The following is a 20,580-nucleotide window of genomic DNA, read 5'->3' as shown; positions in this document are numbered from 1 at the left end:
CGCGCCATCCGTTCGACAGCGCGTCGGCAGCGCAGGTGGTGTACTCGCTCGGGCCGGCCCTGCGTGTGCCCCACCGCCCCCACGTCCCCTTCGGGGACTCAGCGATGAGTGCCTGGAGCCACCGTGAGGCCGCGCTCTGGGCCGACGCCATGTCACACGCCCTTGTCCAGCACTACGGCCGCTGGGTGGTCGGCTGGCGCTGGTCGCACGACGAGGGGGATTTCGACGGCGGCCCGGTCGGGAACTGGTGCTGCCCACGGCACTCGATCACCACGCCGAAGGAGACGCTCGACCGTGTCGTGGCGGCGCTGTGCGAGTGGCGCGGGTGGCTGGAGAGCCTTGCCGGGTGGTTCGAGGCGTACCCGCTGGAACTGACCGACGTCGAGGACCAGCGGATCCTGTGGGAGCGTGCCGCCAGGAACCTGATCCTGCAGGTCGCCGACCGTACCGGCGGTGGCAGCGGCTGGTACGGGCACTGCCACCAGGTGCTCACCTGGTTCCTCGACCACTGGGCGGTCGCACCCGACGTCGCACAGGATCTGGTCGACGAGGCGATCGGCGGGCGGTTCCGCAGCTGGACCGGGCCCGACGCGGTGCTGGTCGACGACATCGCGGAGCAGCTGGCGCTGTCTCTGCGGCCGGATGACGGCATACGCTCCGTCGAGTCGACCCCGGACCACCTGCGGAGCTGGCTCGCGATGCGCTTGAACGTGCCCTGGCCGGAGGCCCCGGACAGCAGCACGGGCACACCGGTGACCCCGTCGCGCGACGGCGCGGCCGAATTCATCCGTGCCTTCGACGGCGCGGTGGATCCCGTACGCGCCCAGGGCCTGTTCACTGCGCTGGAGTTGCTGCGGGCCGACGCGGCGCGCGGTGTCCCGCTCGACTTCGAACTGCTCCGCAGCTGGCAGCAGCACGTCCTCGGCACACCGCAGCCGCCGCCGTTCCGCAGTTCGCCCGCTTTCGCCAAGGGGGGCCGGGAACGCTACGGCATTGGCCCCGACACCCACGCCCGCCTCGATGCCTGCCTGTCCGAGAGCGCCAAGGACCACGGCGCACCGCTCCACCTCACCGCCCGCGCCGCACGCGCCTACCTGGACGTGTGTTTCTTCCACCCGTTCGACGACGGCAACGCCCGCTCCGCGTTCCTCGCCCTCGTCTTCGTCCTCGCTCGCGAAGGCGTCACGCTCAACGGCGTCGGCCTGCTCCGCCGCATCACCTTCGAGGCCGACGACCCCGACGACCCGGTGATTCTCGCCCGGTACATCGACATCCACCTCAGGGAGACCCTGCGGACCGCCGCCTCGCCCGTCCCTGCACCGAGCTGAGCGGCGGCGATGCGCGATCCTGTCGCAGAGACGCTTGCGGCCCGCCCGGGTTACGCATCCGGCAGGGATCGGAAGCAGGCCGCCGCGACGTCAAGCGCCTCGTTCAACGACGTCACGTCACGCCGGAATCCGGTCGGCCGCATGGTCACTCGGCAGTGGTCTTCGGAAAAAGGCGTGATCTTCACAAGGCCGGATTCCACGTCGAACGGCTTCCGGCACAGGATCAGGCTCCCCATGCTGAGGTCCGGATAGAACACCCGCAGGTCCAGGTGAGCATGGGCTGCTTCGAGGAGCAGGCGGTCATGTGGACGCCGATCGCCGGAGAGGAGCTGTCGCCACTTCGCGGGAGCAGGGTCACCGTCCTCGAACGCCTGCGCCAGTTCGCCCCAACTCATGAACGGGAATCGATCGTGCAACTCCCGGAGACGGCCGCCCCTGCGCCACAGACCTGCCGCCCCACCGCCGCAACGAGATCGTTCGTCCACCCCTCCGACCAGGCGAAAACAGGGTGGAGACAGATCTGTACACGGAACGCGTCCTCCGCGCACAGGGACACGACCACCTTGCCGCGAGGTGTGTCCACCTCAACGCCCACGTCCCCACCGGATACCGGCCGCAGCTGCCCCAAGTCGACACCTTGAGCCCGTGCAATGAGCTCCACACGCCGGACCAGATCCGCAGACGACACCGCATCAGGTCGGATCGCAGCCCGCCGCTCGCCCTCTTGGTCGCCCGTTGCCATGACCGCCCCCACGATTCCCATGATTCAGGCGGACACGATATGTAGCTCCGCCTCGTCAACCCGTCAGAGCGTTGCAGACTTCGAGGCGTTGGCGTAGACGTGGCCGGCGGCGTCGCGGGTCTTCACCGTGAGCCTGACCTTGGCGCCCTTGTGGAGGGCCGTTCCCGGCTTCGGGGTCAGCTTCACCTCGGTGACGTGGTTGCGGTAGTCGCAGACCACGTTTTTGCTGGCGACGGTGCCGGTGGCGACGGTCTTCTTGCTGGCGGCTCCGGTCGCCACGCCCTCGATGCGCAGGGACGTGCCCGTGTCGCAGGAGTAGGTGACCTTGACCTTGATGACCGGCTTGGGCTTGGCGGCGAACGCGGCCTTGTTGATGGCGATGGCGTTCGCCTTGGCGGAGGCCGGAGACGCGATGGCCACCGCGCCCGCGGTGAGGGCGACGGCGGCGAGTGCGGTGGCGCCGATGCGGGTGCGTGTACGGGACGGCTTCATGGTTTCCCCCAGGGGTGCGGTACGTGGTCTGTGGTCCTGCTCCGCCGGACGCATGGGAGCGTCCAGCAGGGACAGAGGATATGGATCATCACAGGTGGTGCGCAGACCGTCCAGGGGGTAAGTGGCCATACGTATGCCGGTGTCGCATGTGCTCGTGCCCGGTTCAGCGCGTGCGAGGTGCCACCGGGGTGGGGGTGTCGGAGATTTCGCCGACCGGTCGGTCGATGCGGTAGACGTAGTGGATACGGTCGTCGACCGGGTTGTCCGGGGCCAGGTCGGCTGTGCCGGTCCTACGGAACCCGGCCTTCTCCAGGGCGCGCCATGAGGCGCGGTTGGTCGCGTGGATCGCGATCACGACAGCGACGGCGTCCGGGTAATCGGTCCATGTCGCCGTCACGACCGCCGTGATGATGCGCGGACCCAGCCCCTGCCCCACCCGTGCGGGATCGCCGATCAGATAGTCGAGCGTGACCGCCGTGGCGGGGAGGTCGGTCTGGGCGGCCATCTCGGTGTAATAGTCGGGGTAGTCCGCGAAACGGCATCGCTGGACCAGCGCCACCGGCGTGCCGTCCAGCATCACGAGCAGATCCTCGGACGGCTCCTCGCCACGCAGCGTCGGCCCGAAGTCCCGTGCGACCGCCTCCGCCGATGTTTCGTGGTGCCACCAACGGGCCACGTGCGGCTGCGCGAGCCACTCTTGCAACAGGCCAAGATCTCCCTCGGCCACCCGCCGCCACGTAATCACCGGACCTCCCTCACAGGCCACACCCAACACTGCTCTCGCCGCGCGTCGACGATCACGAATTCCCCAGCCGGGGCCGGTTCCCCCATCCTGTCCGCCGCTGACCGGACCCGCGACACTGTCTAGCCGACGGACGTGCCACAGGGAACAGCTCGGGCACTGGCACCACCCGGTCGCCGCCGTAGAGCGACAGCCGCACAGTAGCTCGCTCGACTCTCACGCCACTTGGGCCGTGGCCGCGAAGACCAGCTCGCGCAGGGTGACGCGCTGTGGCTGCTGGTACGCGAAGCTGATCGCCGCAGCCACGTCTTCGGGGGCGAGCACCTCGATGGAGTCCTTGAAGGCCTGGTAGTCGGCCTTCACCGCCTCGTCGGTGGTGTGCGAGAGCAACTCCGTCTCGACGGCTCCCGGGGCGATGGTGACGACGCGGACCCCGTGGCCCGCGACCTCCTCCCGCAGGCTCTCGGACATGCCGTGCACGGCGAACTTGCTGCCGCTGTAGACCGTGTGGTTGGCGTAGGTCCTGCGACCGGCGACCGAGCTGACGTTGATCACCGTGCCATGGCCGCGCTCGATCATGCCGGGCAGGACCGCACGTACACCGTGGAGCAGACCTCGCACATTGACGTCGAACATCCGCTCCCACTCGCCGGCCGACTGCCTGGCCACCTCGCCGAGGAGCATCACGCCCGCGTTGTTGACGATCAGGTCGGCGGGGCCGTACAGCGCCTCGGCCTCCCGGACGGCCCCGGTCACCGCCTCGGCGTCGGTGACGTCGACGGACCTGGCGAGTGTGTCGGGGAGGCCGAGCGCCTCGATCCGGTCCGCCCTGCGGGCCAGCAGCAGGAGGGGGTGGCCGAGTGCGGAGAGAGTACGGGCGGTGGCGGCGCCGATGCCCGAGCTGGCTCCGGTGATGACGGCGAGAGGCTTGGCGGTGGCGTTCGTGTCGGTGTTCATGTCGCTGTTCATGTCCTCAACCTTGATCGTCCGGCGGACCCCGAACAACAGCCGGTCGCGCAACGATCGATAACCTGACGGTTATGGAACGCCGAGACGTCGAGATCTTCCTGGCCCTCACCGAGGAGCTGCACTTCGGCCGCACCGCCCGGCGCCTGCACGTGTCGCAGGCCCGGGTCAGCCAGACCATCAAGCAACTGGAGCGGCGCATAGGCGCGGCGCTCTTCGAACGGACCAGCAGACGCGTGGAGTTGACGTCGATCGGGCGCCGCCTCGCGGACGACATACGTCCCGGCTACGAGCTGATCAGGGACGGCCTCGAGAGGGCGGTCGCCGCGGGACGCGGTCTGGCCGAGCCGTTGCGCGTCGGGTTCAGTAGTCCGCTCGCGGGTGAGCTCGTGCTGTTCGCCGCCTCCGCGTATCGCGAGCGGTATCCGACGGCCGGTGAGGTGCTCCTGCACGAGACCCCGCTCTGCGACCCGTTCGGCTTGCTGCGCTCGGGCCAACTCGACCTGCTGCTCGCCCAGTTCCCCGTCGCCGAACCCGATCTGGCCACCGGCCCCGTACTGATCTCCGACACCCGCGTACTGGCCGTCTCCACCCGGCACCCCTTCGCGAAGAGGCCCTCCGTCCGCGTCGACGACCTCGCCGGGGACAAGGTGCTCAGCCTCTCGGGGCCCGTACCGGACTACTGGCTCGACCACCTCCTGCCGCCCACGACCCCGGCGGGCCGTCCCGTCGAGCGCGGTGAGCGGGCGGCGACCCGCCAGGAGCTCCTGGCCCTGGTCGGCGCGGGGCGCGGGGTGCACCCGGCCGCCGCGCACGAGGTCAGGTACTACGCCCGGCCGAACATCGCGTACGTCCCCTTCGACGACGCTCCCCCGCTGGAGTACGGCCTGGTGTGGCGGACCGCGGCGGACACGAGCCGCATCCGCGCCTTCGCCGAGGCGGCGGTGGAGACGGTACGGCGGCAGGGCGGTCCGGGGGACGTCTGCGCGGAGTGCCGCTGAACCGGGTCGGGTTCAGCGGCACTTTGGACTCAGATGCGTCGGGCGCCGTAGAAGCTGCCGAGGTAGCTCATCTTCTCGTAACGCACAAAGGCACCGGGCTTCGGGGCGTGCAGCACCATACCGTTGCCCGCGTAGATGCCGACGTGCAGAAGGTTGTTGAAGAAGACGAGGTCGCCGGGGGCGAGCTGGTCGAAGCTGACGGGGCTGCCATCGTTGATCTGCGTGTACGTGACGCGCGATATCTGGACGTTCACCTGGGCGAAGGCCCACTGGGTCAGACCCGAGCAGTCGTAGGAGTCGGGACCCTCGTGGCCGGACTGGTACGGCTTGCCGATCTGCGTTGCGGCAGCCTGCAGGGCGGCGTAGCCCCGCCCGGAACCCGGCTTCTCGTGACCCAGGTTCACGCGCTCGCCGGCGTCGCGGCTGGCGCGGCTCTCGTCCTGCTGAAGCGTGGCACGCTCGGCGGTGGTGAGGGTGTTCAGGAGCTGTTGCGCCTCGGCGAGCTTGCCCTGAAAGGCCCGCTTCTTCTCGCCGGCCGTCTTGCGGACGTCCCCGAGGGCGGCGAGTTTACGGGTGGCCTCGGCGCGCTTCTGCGCCAGGGCCCGCTGCTTGGCCTGGATGGTCTCCAGGGCCTCGGTCTGCCTGGCGCCCAACCGGTCGACCGCGGACGCCTTGTCGAGGAAGCTGTCCGGGTCGGTGGAGAGGAACAGCGCGACGGACGGGTCCAGGCCACCGGTGCGGTACTGGGCGCTGGCGAGCGAACCGATGCCGTTGCGAAGGGCGTTGAGCTCGGCCTGGCCGCGCGCCACCTGGTCCTGAAGGGACGTCACCTCCTTCTGGAGGGCGGTCTGCTTCTCGTTGGCGCCGTTGTACTCCTCGGTGGCCTTCTCCGCCTGGTGGTAGAGCTCGTCGACCTTCGACTTCACCTCGTCCTTGCTCGGCTTGGCAGGCGCGGCGTTGGCGGCCTGGGAGCTGAGCGCGACGGCTGCGGCGGCCGTGGCGGTGAAAACGGTGACACGGGCGCGGCTCGGATGCTTGGGACGACGGTGGGACCCCACGGAGGGCAGCTCCTTCTTCCTCAGAGCCGCCGAACTACGCGGACATGGCGGCCCCTTCGCCGACACCCCGAGTGGGTGACCGATCGAGCGAAGGTTCGAGACATGACCTTAGTGACCAAGTTGTGACCGATTCAAATTTTCGTGAAAAAAATCTGCCTCACGAGCCACATTTTTCACACATCGCACACGCAGTACGGGTGAGGGCCGAGCCACGGGCCCATGGTCTTCACCCCGTCCCCCGGGACTGCTGATGCCCGGTCCGTGCATCTAGGGAGTGGCAGTCCCTGGATCAGCCGGGCTCTCCCGCCCGCCGCGCCGCCCGGGCCAGTGTGGTCACCAGCGCCGAGAGGCGGGGCGCAGGAGCCGACGCAGTCCATCGGTGGTCCGGACAAGGGCCAACTGGGCGGATCCTGAGCGCCTTTCACATCCGTACCGCACAGGAAGCGATGAACACATGCCCAAGATTTCCGCCGAGGACAAGAACCTCACCGTCCTCAACATCTTCACCACGGACGCTCCCGAGAAGCAGGAGGGTCTGCTCGGTGCGATGCGCGAGATCGTCGACGCGGCGGCCTACCCGGGCTGGATGTCGTCCACCGTGCACGCTGGTGTGGACAAGCCGGGCACGGCCAACTTCATCCAGTGGCGCAGCCAGGCCGACCTCGAAGACCGTTACGAGGAGGAGGAGTTCGAGCACCGCACGCTCCCCCTGTTCGGCGAACTCACCACCTCGATCCGGCTGCTCCAGAACGAGATCGCCTACACCCAGACCAAGTCGGGTGACGGCGTCGAGATCTCTCCGGCCCGCGCCGACCACACCGTCATCGCGGTCTTCGGCGTCGAGGAGAAGAACCAGGACGCCCTGGTCGACTCGATGGGCCCGTCGATGAAGTTCCTCGACGACGTACCCGGCTTCGTCTCCCACACCGTCCTCAAGGGCATCGCCGCCCGCGGCCTCGAAGGCTCCTTCGTGATCTCCTACTCGCAGTGGGAGAGCAAGGAGGCGTGGGACGCCTACCTGGCCGTCCCGCAGGACGAGAAGCCCGCCGCCCGTCAGGCCACCGAGCGCCGCACCGCCTCGCTCATGACCTCGGTCGACTCCAACACCTACCAGGTCGTCCACACCCGCGCCGCCGGCCAGTGACGCGAGGGCGGGTTCCGCTCGCGTAAGCCCCGAAGAGGCAGTGAAGCACGAGAGCGACGAGCACCGCACAACGCCCGGTTCCTCCACAGGAACCGGGCGTTCGCCTGTGCACGCACCCAGGCACTGCACTGGAAGCGGCCCGGCCGCTTCGCCACCCGCGCTGCCACTCCGGCACCGTCCACAATGGCGCCGTCGTCGAACTCCACTGGGACAATCCGTACGGCGGCCCATCCGCCCTTCACTCGGGAGCGGATCAGGCGCCGCGCAGCTTGCGCAGTCCCACGTCCATGTTGCGCAGCGCGCCTTCGGCCTGCGAGTGCTGACCGCATGCCTGGAGGACCGCTGCGGCCTCCCGGCTGACGGCGATGCCCTCCCGCAACTCTCCGAGATCGACCAGGACCGCGCCGAGCATGAACAGGGATGAGCCCTCGTTCTCGCGTGCGCCCAGCGTCCGGGCGAGATCGACCGCCCGCCGCCACACCGGGGTCGACTCTGCGTAGCAACCGGCTCCCAGCAGCGCCTTGCCGAGCGCGAACTGGGCGTTGAACTCGTTGGCGCGGTCGGCGAGGGGAGCCGCGAAGAGGGCGGCGGCCTGTCGGCAGGGTTCGACCGCCTGGAGCCACTGCTCGACCCAGAGCAGCATCTCCCCCGCGTTCAGCCAGTTCGTCGCGGCGGGGTGGAGATCGCCTGCGGCCTGGTACGACGTGGCGGCTTCGGTGAAAGCCGCGGCGGCCTGTTCGTACTGCCCGCTCTGGTTGAGCGCCGCGCCGAGTTCGAACCAGGCCATCGCCCGGAGCGGGTCGTCGAGTTCCAGCGGCGTCGTCGCGGCCCGGCCGGCGGCGGCGAGGTGCTCCTCGGCACGTCCGGTCTCCCGCGATGCCATGCAGAGCCTGATCAGCGCCTTGACCTCGCCGGACCGGTCACCGATCGAGTGATGGACGGCTGCCGCCCTGCCTGCGGCGGCGGCCATGGCGTCGTACCGCTGTGTCGCCTGGAAAGCCTGGCACTGGTTGAGCAGGGCCGACCCCTCGCGCGATGCCTCGCCGAGCTCCCGCATCAGGTCGGCGCAGCGGCCGTTGGCCGCCGCGGCCTCCTCGAAGCGCCGGGCGTCCAGCAGCGCGGTGCCGAGGACGTAGAGTGCCGACCCTTCTCCCAACCGGTCGCCGTCCGCTGCGCAGAGGTCGACGGCACGCCGGGCACCACTGATTGCCGCGTCGAGATCGCCCGCCCGGATCCGGGCGCTGCTCAGCCGGACCAGCGCATCGGCCTCGCTGCCCGCGTCGCCGTCGGCGCGGTGGGCGGCCGCGGCCTGGTCCAGTACGGCGGTGGCCTCGTCCGGTCGGCCGAGCCGGGTGAGCGCTTCGTGCACCTGCCCCAGCGCCAGCGCCTCGTTGCCGTGGTTGCCCAACTCCCGCAGCAGCTCTGCGGCATGACGTCCGACCGTGACCGCCTCGGCGAACTGTTCCGAGTCCACCAGCGCGCCGGTGAGGCCGAGCAGAGCTCCGGCCTCACTCGAACGGTCGGCCGTCTGCCGGCTCAGCTGCACAGCCCGTTCGAAGGCGGCGATGGCCTCCGTATTGTGGTGAAGAGCGAAGCAGGCGATGCCGAGCCCATAGGTAGCGGCCTGCTCGTGGTCGCGGTCCCCGGCCTCGGCCCACATCCGCGCGGCCTCGCGCCACGGCGCTGCGGCTTCCGACGGCCGCCCCGACCGCTCCAGGGCCCGGCCCAGGTTGTGCCAGGCCGCCGCCTGGTGGCGGGGGTCGTCCGGCCTCGCCGGGCCGCTCAGTGCCGCTGCCGCCGCACGGCACAGCGGGAGCGCCTCATCGACCCGGCCCGCCTCCAGGAGCGCGGCGCCGTACTGGGACAGCGCCACGGCCTCCTGCTCCGCGTCGCCCGCCGCGCGGCAGCGGGCGAGCAGCTGCTCGGCGAGGGGCAGGGCCTGGTCCAGTCGGCCCGAACCGACCAGGTTGGCGCAGAGGGTGAGCGACGCCTGTCTGGCCCGGCGGTGCTCTCCGGCGGCTTCATAGAGCGCCGCCGCACGGCGTAGCGCGGTGGTCGCCTCGGCGAATCGTCCGGTACGCGACAGCGCGGTCCCGAGGCTGTGCCGGGCATCGACCTCTTCCAGGGGATGTCCGCTGTCCTCGTACTCCCCCTTGCCGGTGCGCTCGTAGAGGGCGGCGGCCCGCTCCAGGGCGACGACGGCCTCCTCGTTCCGGCCCAACCCGAGAAGAGCCTCACCGCGGGTGTAGAAGGGGCGGCCTCTGTCCTGGCCGAGCACTTCATCGAGGGCGCGGGCGGCGTCGGCTGCCTCGATCGCCTCCTCGTACCGCCCGGCGCGCCGCAGGTAGTCCGCCAGATTGGTGAGTGACACGGCCTCGAACTCGCGGAAGCGCAGCTCGCGGGAGATCCCGAGGGCGCGTCGGCCGACGGCCACGGCCTCGTCGTACTGCCCGGACGTGGCCAGCGCGGTCCCCAGGTTGAGCAGGGCGGCGGCCTCGACCGCGCGTTCGCCCGTCCCGGCGTACAGCTCGACGGCCTGCCGGGCCGCCTCGACGCGCTCCTCGGGCGTGCCGAAGGGCTGGGCGCTCAGGTTGAGGAGCATGTGCGCCTTGTTCTCAGGTGCCCCGGACTCGCCATAGAGAGCGGCCAACCGCCTGAGCAGGCCGGTGAGTTCCCAGGGGGGCGTACTGCTGCCGGAACTCAGTTTCTGATAGACGTCAGCGGCTTCGCGCAGCACCGTGACGGCCTCGTCCCGCCGGTCGGCTTCGGCCAGCCTGTCGCCGTGGGCCTCCAGGGCGCGGCCCAGGCCGCGCCGGTGGATCGCGGGATCGGTCTCGGCGAGCTCCCTGGCCAGGGCCACGGCCTCTTCGGCCGCGGTCAGGGCCGGTCCGGATATCGCATGCGCGGGGAGCGTCGCACTCAGATGGATCAGGGCGGTCACCAGATGCGGCCGGTGCACGGCCGGATTGGCCTCGGCCAGGCGCCGGAACAGGCCGACCGCCTCCTGCGCCGCCTCGATGGCCTGTTCCCGGCGTCCGGCTTCGAGGCGTACCCGTCCCAGATTGCTCAGTGCCCGCGCCAGATCCCCGAGGTGTTCGCCCGGCCGGACCCGAGCCGGCTCGCGCAGCACGGCGACGGCCTCCTCCACCGCCGCCACGGCCTCGTCCCGATGGCCCTGTTGGAGGCGCAGGGCGCCCAGGCTGCTGAGTGCTCGGGCGAGCGGGGCCGACTGTCCGCCGGGGTCCTCGGCCGCGAGTTCCCGGCGCAGAGCCGCCGCCTCCTCGGTGACGTCGAGGGCTTCGCGGGCCCGACCGCACTCGGAGAACCGTCCTCCGAGGTCCGTCAACGACACGGCCAGGGAAGGGCGATGGCTCGGGTCGTGCTCGGCCAGCTCGCGCAGGAGGGCGGTGGCGCCCTGGGACTGGGACAGCGCCTCGCTCCAACGACCGTGCCGGGCAAGGGCGTTGCCGAGTACGGTCAGCGAGTTCGCCAGCCGGTCCCGGTGCCGAGGGTCGTTCTCGGCCAGCCGCCGGTTGATCCGGGCCGCCTCCTCCGCGGCCGCCAGGGCCGGTCCCCACGCGCCGGCGTTGGTCCGGCGCCTGCCCAGCGTCCCGTACAGCCCGGCCTGTTCGGTCGGGTCCGTGCTGCCGTCCAGGCGGTGCGAGGTCAACCGCTCGGTCACGGCCAGGACGCCGACGTCCAGGTCGATGTGCTCGTCCTCGGGCAGCAGCGGCTCCACGTGCTCCAGCACCGTGAGCAGCTCGGGGTCGATCGGGCCGCTGTCGGCGCCGATGGCGGCCAGGCCGGTCAGGGCCGCGCTGCCCGCGCGGAGCGCGAGGTCGGGACGGTCCCGGAGCACCGGGTAGAGCACGGTGGCCCCCACATGTGGCCACCGGTCGGCCGCGGCAGCGAGGAAGGTGACGGCGCGGGGCGTGCAGAAGGCGGTGGGCTCGGCGGTGAGCAGCCGCTCGGGGACCGCGGTAGCCCAGGCGTCCGGTGGGAAGCCGGTGACCGGGTGGCCGGGCAGGAGCAGGGCGAGGAAGTCCTCGGCCAGCCGGTCGGGCAGCAGCGGTTCCAGCGCGATGCCGGGGTCCGAGGGCGGGTAGCAGACGGCGTGGTCGGCCAGGGTCCGGTCGACGGACACTCCGGGCAGGACGTGCTCCAGGACCGTCCCGGCTCTGGGGCGGGCGACCGGCCCGGAGAGGATCGCGGTGAACACCGTCCGCGCCATCACCTCGTCGGGCGTGCCGTAGTCCAGGCCCCGGCCGGTGTTCTCGTGGAGCTGGCCCCAGTTCTCGCGCTCGCGGTCCAGCAGGTAGGTGGTGAGGCCGACCATGTCCACGGGTGGAGTACGGCCGCGGGCCGCCGCGTCCACCGCGACGAGGGCGGCCATGTGCAGGGACAGCGTCAGCCCGAAGTCGGCGTGGTGCAGGGCGCTGGGCGGCCGGATCGACGCCGGGTCGCCGAGCTCGGGGTAGTGGCGGACGAAACAGTCTCGGGCCGCGTCGAACATCGTGCCGCGCTGACCTCCGTCGTCGGCGAGAGGCCGCAGCAGCTGGTCGGAGGTGTCGATGTTCTCCCGGAGCCGGTCCAGCTTGCCGCGCAGCGCGGGCCACAGGCCCGCCGACCGGCCGATGAGCAGCACGCGCGCGGGAACCGGCTGCCGGAGCAGCATGTTGTGGAACAGCCAGCTCAGGTCGGACAGCGACCAGCGGTCGGCGTAGTCGACCAGCACCAGCACCCCCGCGCTGCCGTCGAGGCGCAGATCCTGGCTGCCTTCGGCCGGCGGGTGGGTGTCCGTCCCGTGGACGGCGTCCGCGACCACCCAGCCCTCACGCGCGGACTCCTCGGCCAGCCGCGCGGCCAGCCGGGTCTTGCCCTGGCCGCCCTCGCCGTGCAGCCACCGCACCGCGAACCGCGGCTCGGCGTCGCGCCACGCCCGTAACTCCCCCAACTCGGCGTCGCGGCCGGTGAAGTCGACGACCTCGGCACGCGCGTCCAGCATCCGGCTGGGCTGCGACCTGAGCCAGGCCGGGTCGAGGCCGGCCCGGCGGTGATGGCGCAGCAGCAGATAGACCGGCGTACCGTCGCCGAACACATGGATGTCGGCGCCGACGGCACCGTAGGCGAACCCGCCCTCGGTGCGGACCTGTTGGACCTGCTGCCGGTTGGGCTGGGCGCCGGGGCCGGTGAGGGCGTCGCTCATACCTCGGCCTGCCCGTCGCCCGTGGCATCCCTGTCGGCGGGCGGCACCTCGCGTACATAGGCGCCCTGATAGTGGATCACGTTCCCACCCTGTGCGCCGTAGACGGTGGCGTTGTCGCGGGCCACGATCGTCTGCACCCAGCCCTGGCGCTCCTCCGGCAGCGCCTCGCGGACCGCTGCCAGCAACTCGCGCAGCTCCGGCACGACCTCGGGGCAGTCCCTGAGCAGGTTCGCCAGTCTGCGCCGCCAGACGGGCGCGATGTCCTGACGGACGTCGTCCTGCTCCTCGGGCGCCGCATCGCGGACCAGGTCCTGGTCGGCGTCCAACTGCCGCCCGGCGCCCGCCTCTTGCTCCGGACCCAGCCGTCGGAACATGCCGGCGATCCTCGCGCGCGCCACGGCGAACGCGCCCGTGGCCAGGGCGCCGGCGAGGACGACGGCACCCTCCTCGGCAAGACTTCCGAGTTCGTCGACCGTGGTCGGCAGATTGGTCATCATCGCCCCCGTTCGCTGTGCACAGCACCAGGGGCAGCAGCATACAAGTGACGGAGCATCAACAATACGTGGGGCGACAGGGGTTGGCATGCCTCTCACCGTGCGACTGCTCCTGTGGCCGACCAGCGGAGCCGAGGCCCGGCCCGGAGTGCGTTCGGGCACGGCTCACCGGAACGCGACCGTCACCCTGCGGTAGGTCATCAGGCGCCGTTGGCCGCGTCGTAGTCGGCGCGGGCGGCCAGTACCTCGTCCATGTTGGTCTCCGCCCAGTGCATGATCGCCCGCATCACCGGGAGCAGGCCCAGGCCGAGCGGGGTGAGCGCGTACTCCACCCGGACCGGCACCGCCGGGGTGACGGTGCGTGAGACCAGGCCGTCGCGCTCCAGGTTGCGCAGTGTCTGGGTGAGCATCTTCTGGCTGATTCCGGCGACCCGGCGGGACAGGTCGGCGTAACGCTGCGGCTGTTCGGCGAGGGCGTTGATCAGCAGGCTGACCCACTTGTCGCTGATCCGGTCGAGCAGGTGGCGGGTCGGGCACTCGGCCACGTAGGCGTCGTAGACCAGCTTGGCGTCGGCGCGTTGCTCAGCGGCGGTTCTGGTGGCCATGTCGGGGCTCTCCTCCGGGTGCGCTACGCACTCTGAAGTGCGTTCTTCCTGGCAGAGCGTAACTCTCTTTAGGTTAGTGGCAGCAGGTCAACAGGAGTGTCCAGGAGGGGAGTTCGGTGATGCGAGCAGTGGTGGTGCGGGAGTTCGGCGGGCCCGAGGCGTTGTGGCTGGCCGAGCTGCCGGTGCCGGTCCCGGGGCCCGGGCAGCTGCGGATCGAGGTGGCGGCGGCAGGGGTGAACCCGGTGGACCTGGTGACCCGGTCGGGGGCGCTGGCCGAGTTCGGACTGATGCCCACGCCGACGGGGGCCGTCGGCATCGGCTGGGATGTTGCCGGTACGGTCGCCGAACTCGGCCCGGGTGCCGAGGGTTTCGCCGTGGGAGACCAGGTCATCGGGCTGCGCGACCGGCTGGACGCGCCGCTCGGCACGTATGCGGAACAGCTGGTCCTTGACGCCTCGGCGGTGGCCCCGCTGCCCGCCGGGCTGTCGCCGGTCGCCGCGGCCACTCTGCCGTTGAACGGACTGACGGCCGACCAGGCGCTCGACCTCCTGGACCTGCCCGCCGGAGCAAGCCTGCTGGTCACGGGTGCGGCGGGCGGGGTGGGCGGCTTCGCGGTGGAGCTGGCGGCCCGTCAGCGTGGCTTGCGGGTCGTGGCGGTGGCGGGCGCGGCGGACCACGACGGGCTGCGGGCGATGGGCGCGGAGTTCGTGATCGACCGTCAGGTATCGGATCTGGCTGCGGCGGTACGGGAGTTGGTCCCGGGTGGGGTGGATGGCGCGCTCGATGCTGCGCTGCTCGGGATCCGGGCGCTGGGCGCGGTGCGCAACCGGGGCGCCTTCGTCTCGGTGGCGGGGGACGTGCCGGTGGGACTGCGCGGGATCCGGGTGCAGACGGTCTGGATCGCGGCGGACGGGGCGGCGCTGGGACGGTTGGCGCAACTGGCCGCGCGCGGAGAGCTCACTCTGCGGGTGGCGGACACCCTGCCACTGGCCGATGCGGAGAAGGCCCATCGACGGCTGGCGGAGGGCGGGTTGCGGGGGCGCCTGGTGCTGGCGCCGTGAGCGAGTACGTGGTCAGCGCGACCCGTTCAGTCAGGGCAGGACGCGGGCGATCAGCAAGGCGACGTCGTCGGCCGTGTCGGGGCGGCGCAGGGCAGAGAGCAGCAGGTCGCAGGTGTCCTCCAGCGGCCGGTGCGGGCCGGCGAGGAGGTCGGTGAGGGCTTCCAGGCGTTGGTCGATGTCCTGGTCACGGACTTCGACGAGGCCGTCGGTGTACAGGACGAGGTCGTCCCCGGCCCGAAGTCGCAGGTCGGTGGTGCGGAACGGGACGCCGCCGACGCCCAGCGGCGCGCCGGGGTCGAGGTCGATCAGGTGCGGTCGGCCGTGCGCGCGGACCAGGACGGGCGGTGGGTGGCCGGCGCAGGCCAGCCGGCACAGGCGGGTCTGCGGGTCGTAGAGCGCGAGGACGCAGGTGGCCATGGCCTCGCCGAGGTCGCGGGTGGTCTCGTCCAGATGCGTCAGCACCTCGTCGGGGGCGAGCCCGAGGCGGGCGAGGGTACGGGTGTTGGTGCGCAGCTGTCCCATGGTGGCGGCGGCGGTGATGCCGGAGCCCATGACGTCGCCGACCACGAGCACGGTGTGCCCGCCGGGCAGCGGGATGGCGTCGAACCAGTCGCCGCCGGTCTCGTCCGCGGCGACGGCGGGCTGGTAGCGGTGGGCGATGGCGAGGCCGGGCGGCGCGGTGGTGTGGTGGGGCGGCAGCAGGTGGCGCTGGAGGGCGAGGGTGGCATGGCGCTGCTGCTGGTACCAGCGGGCGTTGTCGATGCACACGGCGGCCCGGGCCGCCAGTTCGGTGGCCAGCAGCACGTCGTCGCTGTCGAACGCGGTGGGGTTGTCGGCCCGCTTCAGGTCGAGAGCGCCCAGGACTTCCCCACGGGCGATCAGCGGCACGGCGAGGTAGGAGTGCACCCCGGCCTGCTGGAGCAGCTCCGCGGCATCCGCGTCACGGGCGATACGGGCGAAGTCCGTGCCGTGCACCCGAGGAACCAGCACTGGACGGCCCGTACGAGCGCACTGGGCGACCAGCCGTTGCACTCCGTACAGGGCGACGTCTCCGACCGGGTCGGCGGCCTGGACCGCGACGCTCGGATGGGCGGAGGTGAGCGCCAGGGCGCGGAACCGTACTCCGCGTGTGTCGTTTCCGGGCGGGGAGCCGGCCAGGACGCTGTCCAGCACGTCGACGGCGGCGATGTCGGCGACCTCGGGCACGGCCACGTCGGCGAGCTCGCGCGCGGTGGTGGCCAGGTCGAGGGTGGTGCCGATCCGGATCGAGGCGTCCGCGATCAGCGACAGTCGGCGCCGGGCGCGTGCGGCGGCCCGTGCCGTCTCGTGCTGATCGGTGACGTCCACCACCGAGATCCCCACCCCGATCACCCGCCCGGCCTGGTCCTCCAGCCGGTAGAACGAGGCGCTCCAGGCGTGCTCGTGGTGCGGGTCGGCCGGTGTGTATCCGGTGGTGAACTCGTCCAGCATCGGCTCCCCGGACGCCAGCACCCCGCGCATCCGCGCCTCGATCCCCTCGGTGTCCAGATGCGGCAGCATCTCGCTCGGGGTGCGGCCGAGGTGTTCCCGGGCGGGTATCCCGTTGATCTCCTCAAGCGCCGCGTTCACCAGTACGTACCGCAGCTCGGTGTCCAGCACCGCGAGCCCGATCGGCGACTGGCCCACCAGCCGCGAGGACAGCGCCAGCTCCCGCTCCACCCGGCGCAGTGTCGTCTCCTTCGAGGCGATACCCAGCGCGAACAGGCGACCACCCTCGGCCTCAAGACGCATGTTGCGGAATTCCACGCCCAGGATGTGTCCGTCCCGGTGCCGCACCGGGAACACCCCGGCCCACGGCCCGTGCCCCGACATCACCCGGCCGAACAGCTCAAGCACCTCGTGCTGCCGCTCCTCCTCCACCAGCACCTGGGCCGCGGGCCGGCCCAGCGCCTCCTGGGAGCTGAAGCCGAACAGTTCCTCGGCCTGCGGGCTCCACAGCACGATCCGGCCCCGCTCGTCCAGGACCACCGCGGCCACGCCCAGCACGTCAAGGAGCCCGCCCACGGCCGTCGTCGCATCAGTCGGCCTCGGCTGGTCGGCCCGTTCGGCTGCTCTGCCTACCACTCCCACGCTCCTCTCGGGGCGCCCGCGCATGGTCCCTCCATCGTCCGCCCCAAGCCGCGCGGGTGCACGGTTACGGGGCGGGCGCGGCGGAGGTGAACGGGTGCCCCTGGACCGTTCGGCTCAGCCGGCGTGCGGGTGGTCCACCGGGATGGTCGACTCGACGAGTCAGCCTTTCCACTGCCCGGGAGCTCAGCATGGCAATCGTCGCGGTCTTCGATGTCCCAGGGATGACCCAGGCCCAGTACGAGCAGAGCGCGGAGAAGGTCGCCGGCCGGCCCGGCCCCGTGAAGACCCCGGCGGACTGGCCGGTGGCCGGTCTCATCTCGCACACCGCCGCCCCCACTCCCGACGGCTGGCTCGTCGTCGACGTATGGGAATCGGAGGAGGCGTTCCAGGAATTCGGCAAGACCATCGTTCCGATCCTGCAAGAACTCGGCGTCGAGAGCCCGCAGCCGAAGATCTATCCGGTTTTCACCGTGGTGACCCGCTGAAGGAGGCGGCTGTCGCGGCGCGATGTGCCCCATCGCCACCCGAACGGCGCGCAGGTCAGACGCCGCCCGCGATGAGCGTCCAGCCCGAGGAGACCTGGGCGAGCGAACCCACGTTGGTGTAGGCGCCGTTGACGAGCGTCGACGTCCAGGCGGTCCCGTCGTTCTTGTAGAAGAACAGGCTGTCCGAGGTCCGGCCCACCTTCTCCCAGATGCCGGAGGTGCCGATCTTGTTGAAGGCGATGCCCGAGCCGTCGGTCGCCTTGGACACCCGGAATTCGAGTGCGCCACCGGCCTTCGCCAAGGACAGCACGGAATCCTTGGTCGCGGTCAGATCCCCCAGGAAATCGGCTCTCGGGATGCTGCCGGTGTCCGTGTAGACGCCGTTCTTGAGGGTCCCGTAACCCACGTTGCTCCAGGGGACGTCGCCCCCGTGCCTGGCCGCGGAGAGCAACGTGTCGCACGAGGCGGCCATGGTCTGCCAGCCCGTGCTGAAGTTGTCGTACACGCGCACCTGTCGGTATACACCGTGCTTGAGGGTGCCTGTGACGCCGTGGCCGGTGTCCCCGTTGTAGAAGACCACGGAGTCGCCGGACGCTTCGATGAAGGTCCAGCCCGTGGAGAAGTCGTCGAAGGACTGGTGGCGCTGGTACCGCCCGCCCGTGAGGGTGCCGACTTCTCCTGCCCCGGTGTCCTTGTTGTACAGCACCACCGAGTCGCGGCTCGCCGCCGCGTGCGTGTAGCCGGTCGGGAGGTCGAACTCCGCCTTCTGCTGCCATTGGCCGGCGGAGAGGGTGCCGGTGGCGGCCGAGCCGCTGTCGGCGTTGTAGAACAGGATCGAGGTGCTCGGCGTCGTCCGGTCGCAGTACGACGAAGTGGCAGTCGCGGGCGTCACCGGACCGGCCAGCAGGACGGCCGTCGCGGAAGTGGCTGCGGCAAGTACGGCCACCAGGGATTTCCTCATGGTTCTCCCCATTCCTCGCACTTGGGTGTGTGGGACGCCGGGGCGCGTGCGGCCGGTCATCGGGGCGCGCCGGAATCCCCCGCGCCGCAGCCGTGCACAATCTGGAGGCGGACGCTCTGACGCGCGGCCGACCCGCCCCCAAGGCGTCGGCCCGTCGCCGCTGCCGAGCTCGTTCCACGCTCGTGCTCAGACGTCCTCGTCCATCGTGCGCCGCCCACGTCCCCGTCGCATCTCGGTACGACGGGGCCCCGGCCGCCTTCGCGGTCGGGGCCCTTCGTACGGGCTGCCTTTCGGGCTCAGAACAGATCCGAGAAGAAGGCGTAGCTGGTGGGGTCGCCGCTCATCTGCCAGTGGAAGCCCTGCAGGAAGAAGCAGGCGACGAGGTTGCTGACCGCGAAGAAGACCAGCACCGCCAGGGTGAAGGAGCCGATGCGGCGCAGGGCGGGCGAGGCGACTCCGGCGTCGAGCGGCTCGGACCGGTGGACCAGCACCAGGTTGATCCCGGCGGCCAGGACGGCCGCGCCGAAGGTGATGGCGGCCCAGGTGTACAGGTGCAGGCCGAACAGGGCACCGGCGTAACCGGCGTCCGGGGGCACGATGTGCATCAGGACCTGGGCGATGGAGACGGTGCTGCCGAGCAGGGCGCACACCAGGGCCCAGCCCCAGCCAGAGGCGTTGTCCTGGCTGCTGACCGCGCCCTTGCGCGAGCGGTACACGACGAGAGCCGGGCCCAGCGCGCTGAGCAGCATGAACATGCGCTGGAGCAGGCACATGGGGCAGGGGTACTCCCACAGCCCGAACTGGAAGATGTAGGCGCCGCCGATGGTGGCGCACATGCCGAGCACGTACAGGTTGGCGAAGAGCAGGCCGAGCTTGTTGGAGAGCCCGGCCTCGGTGACGGGGGTACGGGTCACGGTGGCGGTGGCGGTGTTCATGGCGGGGTCCTCCTCAGAAGGCCAGCTGGTAGCTGTGGTCGATGACGTGCGGGAGGAAGGCGATGAAGGACAGCGCCAGCGTCGACGACCACATCAGCAGCCGGGCCCGGCGCGGCCAGTCGCGCAGTACCGCGACCACGCACAGGGCGATCAGCAGGAAGAGGAGGGTGTACATGGTGTCCAGCTTCTTCGGGTTCGGTGACTTCCTTGTCACTCACACCCTGCGTCTGTCCGTTCCCCGCCGGTAGCGGCAACGGATCGATGGACCCATAGAACGTTTCTATGCCCCCTGGTTAAGCTTCATGGTGGGCGATCGCGTAGAGGTCACGGGCCGGGCCGACCGGCCGCCGGCCCCTGGGCCACACCGCCCGCAGCGTGCGTCCCGCCTCGAAGCCGGACACGGGCACCGCCTTCAGCGTCCCGGCGGCCAGTTCGGCCTCCACCGCCAGCGAGCTGAGCACCGTGGGCCCGATCCCGCCCGCCGTCGCGGTCTTGATGGCCGTGGTGGAGGACAGCTCCAGCAAAGGCGTGGGCTTCCGGCCGGGCACCTGCGCTGCGAGCGCCCGCTCCAACGAGATACGCGTACCGGAACCGGCCTCCCGCATGATCAGCGCGGTCGCCGCCAGCTCGTCGGCCGTGAGCGTGCCGCGCCGCGCCCAGGGGTGGCCCGGCGCCACCACCACGAGCAGCCGGTCCCGCGCCACCGGGCGGCTCTCCAGGCCCTTGGGGGCGCGCGGGCTCTCGATGAAGCCGATCTCCGCGCGCCCCGCCAGGACCGCCTCGCCGACCTCGGTCGAGTTGCCCGCCTCCAGCGCGACGGTGGTCTGCGGCGCCCGGGCCCGCAGCGCCATCAGCCACGTGGGGAACAGGTACTCGGCTACGGTCTGGCTGGCGGCCACGTGCAGCTGCGAGTCGCGCTGGTCGCGCAGCGTGCCGATCCCCGCGTCCAGGCGCCGCGCCGCGTCGACGACGGTCTGCGCCCACTCCGCGATCAGCGCGCCCGCCGGGGTGGGCCTGGAGCCGAGCGTGGTGCGCTCCAGTACGGGCATGCCGACCAGCTTCTCCAGATAGCGGATCCGGGAGCTGGCCGAGGGCTGGCTGATGCCGTGCGCCGCGGCGGCCCGGCCCAGGCTCCCCAGCTCGATCACGCTGAGCAGCAGGTCGAGGGCCGGCAGATCGGGCACACGCGGGGACAGGGGCATAGGACCACTCTATGGACAGATCGGTCGGATACCGCCTGCGGCACGGAGA

The 20,580-nt window shown here is 71.1% G+C and carries 18 protein-coding genes; 5 read left to right on the top strand and 13 right to left on the bottom strand.

The annotated features are described in order from the left end of the window. Window positions 1-104 precede the first annotated feature (104 nt). On the top strand, window positions 105-1,328 hold the full coding sequence (locus BG418_RS03795) for a Fic family protein (protein ID WP_317453484.1): 1,224 nt from the start codon (window positions 105-107) through the stop codon (window positions 1,326-1,328). A gap of 50 nt (window positions 1,329-1,378) precedes the next feature. Here the strand turns inward: BG418_RS03795 and BG418_RS03790 are convergent, their stop codons facing one another. From BG418_RS03790 to BG418_RS03775, 4 genes are all read right to left on the bottom strand, one after another. Beyond that, the gene (locus tag BG418_RS03790) at window positions 1,379-1,723 is read right to left on the bottom strand and encodes a DUF6193 family natural product biosynthesis protein (protein WP_188272187.1); all 345 of its coding nucleotides are present in this window, start codon (window positions 1,721-1,723) and stop codon (window positions 1,379-1,381) included. A gap of 410 nt (window positions 1,724-2,133) precedes the next feature. Next, a complete protein-coding gene (locus BG418_RS03785) occupies window positions 2,134-2,562 on the bottom strand; it encodes a hypothetical protein (RefSeq protein ID WP_188272186.1) in 429 nt (142 codons plus the stop codon). 163 nt (window positions 2,563-2,725) lie between these two features. Beyond that, window positions 2,726-3,289, bottom strand: a complete 564-nt coding sequence (locus BG418_RS03780) for a GNAT family N-acetyltransferase (protein WP_317453500.1) — start codon at window positions 3,287-3,289, stop codon at window positions 2,726-2,728. A 231-nt stretch (window positions 3,290-3,520) separates the two neighbouring features. Then, the gene (locus tag BG418_RS03775; RefSeq protein ID WP_188272184.1) at window positions 3,521-4,273 is read right to left on the bottom strand and encodes an SDR family oxidoreductase; all 753 of its coding nucleotides are present in this window, start codon (window positions 4,271-4,273) and stop codon (window positions 3,521-3,523) included. Window positions 4,274-4,344: 71 nt separating this feature from the next. On the opposite strand from BG418_RS03775, the gene BG418_RS03770 reads away from it, so the two are divergent. Continuing rightward, window positions 4,345-5,271 carry a LysR family transcriptional regulator gene (locus tag BG418_RS03770; protein WP_188272183.1) on the top strand — a complete coding sequence of 309 codons (927 nt, stop codon included), beginning with the start codon at window positions 4,345-4,347 and terminating at the stop codon, window positions 5,269-5,271. Between the two features lie 29 nt (window positions 5,272-5,300). Here BG418_RS03770 and BG418_RS03765 read toward each other — a convergent pair whose 3' ends face one another. Continuing rightward, complete coding sequence (locus tag BG418_RS03765) at window positions 5,301-6,329, bottom strand: NlpC/P60 family protein (protein WP_188272182.1); 1,029 nt, start codon at window positions 6,327-6,329, stop codon at window positions 5,301-5,303. A gap of 454 nt (window positions 6,330-6,783) precedes the next feature. Here BG418_RS03765 and BG418_RS03760 point away from each other — a divergent pair, with 454 nt between their 5' ends. Continuing rightward, on the top strand, window positions 6,784-7,473 hold the full coding sequence (locus BG418_RS03760; protein WP_188272181.1) for an antibiotic biosynthesis monooxygenase: 690 nt from the start codon (window positions 6,784-6,786) through the stop codon (window positions 7,471-7,473). A 253-nt stretch (window positions 7,474-7,726) separates the two neighbouring features. Here BG418_RS03760 and BG418_RS40400 read toward each other — a convergent pair whose 3' ends face one another. The 3 genes from BG418_RS40400 to BG418_RS03745 form a co-directional block, all read right to left on the bottom strand. Continuing rightward, a complete protein-coding gene (locus BG418_RS40400; protein WP_188272180.1) occupies window positions 7,727-12,679 on the bottom strand; it encodes a tetratricopeptide repeat protein in 4,953 nt (1,650 codons plus the stop codon). Continuing rightward, a complete protein-coding gene (locus tag BG418_RS03750) occupies window positions 12,676-13,173 on the bottom strand; it encodes a hypothetical protein (protein WP_188272179.1) in 498 nt (165 codons plus the stop codon). Before BG418_RS03750 ends, BG418_RS40400 begins: the two co-directional genes overlap by 4 nt. Window positions 13,174-13,373: 200 nt before the next feature. Then, window positions 13,374-13,778, bottom strand: a complete 405-nt coding sequence (locus BG418_RS03745; protein ID WP_188272178.1) for a helix-turn-helix domain-containing protein — start codon at window positions 13,776-13,778, stop codon at window positions 13,374-13,376. 119 nt (window positions 13,779-13,897) lie between these two features. Here BG418_RS03745 and BG418_RS03740 point away from each other — a divergent pair, with 119 nt between their 5' ends. Then, on the top strand, window positions 13,898-14,839 hold the full coding sequence (locus BG418_RS03740) for an NADP-dependent oxidoreductase (protein WP_188272177.1): 942 nt from the start codon (window positions 13,898-13,900) through the stop codon (window positions 14,837-14,839). Window positions 14,840-14,869: 30 nt separating this feature from the next. Here the strand turns inward: BG418_RS03740 and BG418_RS03735 are convergent, their stop codons facing one another. After that, window positions 14,870-16,972, bottom strand: a complete 2,103-nt coding sequence (locus BG418_RS03735; protein WP_188272176.1) for a SpoIIE family protein phosphatase — start codon at window positions 16,970-16,972, stop codon at window positions 14,870-14,872. 164 nt (window positions 16,973-17,136) lie between these two features. Between BG418_RS03735 and BG418_RS03730 the strand changes: the two genes are divergently transcribed. After that, window positions 17,137-17,433, top strand: coding sequence for a hypothetical protein (locus BG418_RS03730; RefSeq protein ID WP_188272175.1), 297 nt, complete (start codon window positions 17,137-17,139; stop codon window positions 17,431-17,433). Between the two features lie 55 nt (window positions 17,434-17,488). Here the strand turns inward: BG418_RS03730 and BG418_RS03725 are convergent, their stop codons facing one another. The 4 genes from BG418_RS03725 to BG418_RS03710 all read right to left on the bottom strand — a co-directional run bounded on the left by BG418_RS03725 (window position 17,489) and on the right by BG418_RS03710 (window position 20,531). Beyond that, the gene (locus tag BG418_RS03725; RefSeq protein WP_188272174.1) at window positions 17,489-18,394 is read right to left on the bottom strand and encodes a hypothetical protein; all 906 of its coding nucleotides are present in this window, start codon (window positions 18,392-18,394) and stop codon (window positions 17,489-17,491) included. A 296-nt stretch (window positions 18,395-18,690) separates the two neighbouring features. Beyond that, window positions 18,691-19,329 carry a disulfide bond formation protein B gene (locus BG418_RS03720; protein WP_188272173.1) on the bottom strand — a complete coding sequence of 213 codons (639 nt, stop codon included), beginning with the start codon at window positions 19,327-19,329 and terminating at the stop codon, window positions 18,691-18,693. A 13-nt stretch (window positions 19,330-19,342) separates the two neighbouring features. Further along, window positions 19,343-19,504, bottom strand: a complete 162-nt coding sequence (locus BG418_RS03715) for a hypothetical protein (RefSeq protein ID WP_188272172.1) — start codon at window positions 19,502-19,504, stop codon at window positions 19,343-19,345. Between the two features lie 118 nt (window positions 19,505-19,622). Beyond that, the gene (locus BG418_RS03710) at window positions 19,623-20,531 is read right to left on the bottom strand and encodes a LysR family transcriptional regulator (protein ID WP_188272171.1); all 909 of its coding nucleotides are present in this window, start codon (window positions 20,529-20,531) and stop codon (window positions 19,623-19,625) included. Window positions 20,532-20,580 lie beyond the last annotated feature (49 nt).

It is taken from the genome of Streptomyces sp. CBMA152 (assembly GCF_014596475.1).
Taxonomy (GTDB): Bacteria; Actinomycetota; Actinomycetes; order Streptomycetales; family Streptomycetaceae; genus Streptomyces.
Note: the sequence above shows the minus strand (reverse complement) of the source record. Positions and strands in the feature narration are given on the sequence as shown.

Coding starts and splice junctions, on each gene's coding strand:
- BG418_RS03715 (WP_188272172.1), bottom strand. CDS start 19,504: ATGTACACCCTCCTCTTCCTGCTGATCGCCCTGTGCGTGGTCGCGGTA.
- BG418_RS03785 (WP_188272186.1), bottom strand. CDS start 2,562: ATGAAGCCGTCCCGTACACGCACCCGCATCGGCGCCACCGCACTCGCC.
- BG418_RS03730 (WP_188272175.1), top strand. CDS start 17,137: ATGGCAATCGTCGCGGTCTTCGATGTCCCAGGGATGACCCAGGCCCAG.
- BG418_RS03720 (WP_188272173.1), bottom strand. CDS start 19,329: ATGAACACCGCCACCGCCACCGTGACCCGTACCCCCGTCACCGAGGCC.
- BG418_RS03735 (WP_188272176.1), bottom strand. CDS start 16,972: ATGCGCGGGCGCCCCGAGAGGAGCGTGGGAGTGGTAGGCAGAGCAGCC.
- BG418_RS03795 (WP_317453484.1), top strand. CDS start 105: ATGAGTGCCTGGAGCCACCGTGAGGCCGCGCTCTGGGCCGACGCCATG.
- BG418_RS03710 (WP_188272171.1), bottom strand. CDS start 20,531: ATGCCCCTGTCCCCGCGTGTGCCCGATCTGCCGGCCCTCGACCTGCTG.
- BG418_RS03790 (WP_188272187.1), bottom strand. CDS start 1,723: ATGAGTTGGGGCGAACTGGCGCAGGCGTTCGAGGACGGTGACCCTGCT.
- BG418_RS03745 (WP_188272178.1), bottom strand. CDS start 13,778: ATGGCCACCAGAACCGCCGCTGAGCAACGCGCCGACGCCAAGCTGGTC.
- BG418_RS03740 (WP_188272177.1), top strand. CDS start 13,898: ATGCGAGCAGTGGTGGTGCGGGAGTTCGGCGGGCCCGAGGCGTTGTGG.
- BG418_RS03770 (WP_188272183.1), top strand. CDS start 4,345: ATGGAACGCCGAGACGTCGAGATCTTCCTGGCCCTCACCGAGGAGCTG.
- BG418_RS03750 (WP_188272179.1), bottom strand. CDS start 13,173: ATGACCAATCTGCCGACCACGGTCGACGAACTCGGAAGTCTTGCCGAG.
- BG418_RS40400 (WP_188272180.1), bottom strand. CDS start 12,679: ATGAGCGACGCCCTCACCGGCCCCGGCGCCCAGCCCAACCGGCAGCAG.
- BG418_RS03775 (WP_188272184.1), bottom strand. CDS start 4,273: ATGAACAGCGACATGAACACCGACACGAACGCCACCGCCAAGCCTCTC.
- BG418_RS03760 (WP_188272181.1), top strand. CDS start 6,784: ATGCCCAAGATTTCCGCCGAGGACAAGAACCTCACCGTCCTCAACATC.
- BG418_RS03725 (WP_188272174.1), bottom strand. CDS start 18,394: ATGAGGAAATCCCTGGTGGCCGTACTTGCCGCAGCCACTTCCGCGACG.